This window comes from Sphingopyxis sp. H053, assembly GCF_001468225.1.
In the GTDB taxonomy this organism is placed as follows: domain Bacteria; phylum Pseudomonadota; class Alphaproteobacteria; order Sphingomonadales; family Sphingomonadaceae; genus Sphingopyxis.
In genome coordinates, this window is sequence record NZ_LNRU01000025.1 from 1 (window position 1) to 2,479 (window position 2,479).

General features: G+C 68.1%; 2 protein-coding genes. Both read left to right on the forward strand.

Annotated features, from left to right (window positions below):
* Positions 1 to 1,204 (forward strand): phosphotransferase (locus ATE70_RS24005; protein ID WP_058540013.1); only part of this gene is annotated, 1,204 nt, incomplete at its 5' end.
* An 18-nt stretch (positions 1,205 to 1,222) separates the two neighbouring features.
* On the forward strand, positions 1,223 to 2,479 hold a 1,257-nt coding region (locus tag ATE70_RS24010; protein ID WP_058540014.1), incomplete at its 3' end, for an acyl-CoA dehydrogenase family protein.

The window sequence follows — 2,479 nt, forward strand, 5'->3', positions numbered from 1 at the left end:
AGGCTATGTCCTGCGCCGCGCGCCGTCGGCGGATTATATGGCGGACCGTCCGTTCGGGCATGTGGACGAGGCGGCGCTGGTGATGGCGGCGTTTGATGCGGGGGTGAAGGCGCCTGAAGTCGTCGGCGTGCTCGAGCCGGGCGACGGGCTGGGCACGGGCTATGTGATGCGGCGGGTGCTGGCGGAGGTGTCGCCGGCGAAGATATTGGCGGGTCCGCCGCCGTCGCTGCTCGGCGATCTCGGCCGCGAGCTGGCGCGCATCCACAGCATCCCGCTGGACCGCGTGCCCGCTGCGATCCCGCTGATGGACACGGCGACGGCGCTGGCGGAGCTTCGCGCGCGCTTCCTGTCGTACGGCGGCGACCGTCCGGTGATCGCGCTGGCGATCCGCTGGTGCGAGGATCATCTGCCAGCGCCCGCCGATCCGGTGCTCGTCCATGGTGATTATCGCATGGGCAATGTCATGGTCGATGCGGACGGGCTGGCGGCGGTGCTCGACTGGGAGCTGGCGCACCGCGGCGATGCGCATGAGGACCTCGCGTTCGGCTGCATGACGGTGTGGCGCTTCGGCGCGCTCGATAAACCGGCGTTCGGGGTCGGCAGCCTCGACGATTACTTCGCGGCGTACGAAGCCGCAGGCGGGGTGACGGTCGACAGGGAGCGCTTCCGCTTCTGGCTGATCTACCGGACGCTCTGGTGGGCGCTCGGGTGCCTGCAGATGGGGCAGATGTGGCGGAGCGGCGCCGACCGGACGGTCGAGCGCGTCGTCATCGGCCGGCGGACGGCGGAGCAGGAGCTCGATCTGGTGCGGCTGCTCGAAGACGAGGCGCCCGAGGCCGAGCGGGCGCGGGACTTGCCACCGTCGAAGCCGGTCGTACCGGAACCCGCTGGCGAGCCAACGAACCGCGAGATCGTGCAGGCGGTGCGCGACTGGATCGAAGGATCGATCAAGCCGCAGGCTGAGGGGCACGCCAAGTTCGAGGCGGTGGTCGCGATGAACGCGCTCGGCATCGTGCTGCGCGACCTCGATGCCGGGGTGCGCGCCGAGGATGCCGAGCTTGCTGCCGCGCTGCTGTCGGGAACCACGACGCTCGCCGAGCCGGGCCTGCTCGCGAAGCTGCGCCGCGCCGTGCTCGACAAATGCGCGGTCGACAGCCCCAAATATGCCGCGCTCGCTGCGGCGCGCGCCGACTGGCGCGGATAACGGAACAGGGAGAGAGACATGGATTTTGCGATGCCCGCCGATTTGCAGGCGTACCTCGACGAGCTCGACGCCTTTATCGAGGCCGAGATCAAACCGCTCGAGCTCGAAGGCGACAATATCCGCTTCTTCGACCATCGGCGCGAGCATGCGCGCACCGACTGGGACAATCAGGGGCTGCCGCGCGAGGAGTGGGAGCAGCTGCTCAAGCAGGCCACGCGCAAGGCCGATGCCGCGGGCCACTGGCGCTTCTCGGCGCCGAAGAAATACGGCGGCAAGGACGGATCGAACCTGTGGATGGCGGTGATCCGCGAGCACTTCGCGGCGAAGGGGCTCGGCCTCCACAACGACCTGCAAAACGAGCACAGCATCGTCGGCAACTTCCCGTTCGTCGAGATGTTCGAGCAGTTCGCGACGAGCGAGGAGCAGAAGGCCGAATTTATCCTTGGCGGGTTCGAGGGCAAGCGCCGCACCGCGTTCGGGCTGACCGAGCCCGACCATGGCAGCGACGCGACGCATATGGAGACGCGCGCGGTGCGCGAGACGCGCGATGGCGTCGACGGCTGGCGCATCGACGGGCGCAAGATGTGGATCACCGGCATGCACAGCGCGACGCATTGCGCGACCTTCTGCCGCACCAGCGGCGCGGACGGCGATGCCAAGGGCATCACCTGCCTGCTCGTGCCGACGGGGACGCCGGGGATGACGGTCGACGAATATATGTGGACGTTCAACATGCCGACCGACCATCCGAGGATGACGTTCAGCGACGTGTGGGTGCCCGACGAGGCGCGGCTCGGCCCCGAGGGCGGCGGCCTGTCGATTGCGCAAAGCTTCGTCCACCAGAACCGCATCCGTCAGGCGGCGAGTTCGCTCGGCGCGGCGGTCTACTGCATCGAGGAGAGCGTCAGATACGCCCGCACCCGCAAGCCGTTCGGCGAGGCGCTGGCGAAGAACCAGGCGATCCAGTTCCCGCTGGTCGAGCTGGCGACGCAGGCGGAGATGCTGCGGCTGCTGATCCGCAAGACCGCGTGGGACATGGACAACACGCCGCACAAGGAGGTCGAACGCACCCTCTCCGACAAGGTCAGCATGTGCAACTACTGGGCGAACCGGCTCGTCTGCGAGGCCGCCGACCGCGCGATGCAGGTCCATGGCGGCATCGGCTACTCACGCCACAAGCCGTTCGAGCACATCTACCGCCACCACCGCCGATACCGCATCACCGAAGGCGCCGAGGAAATCCAGATGCGAAAGGTCGCCGCCTATCTTTTCGAG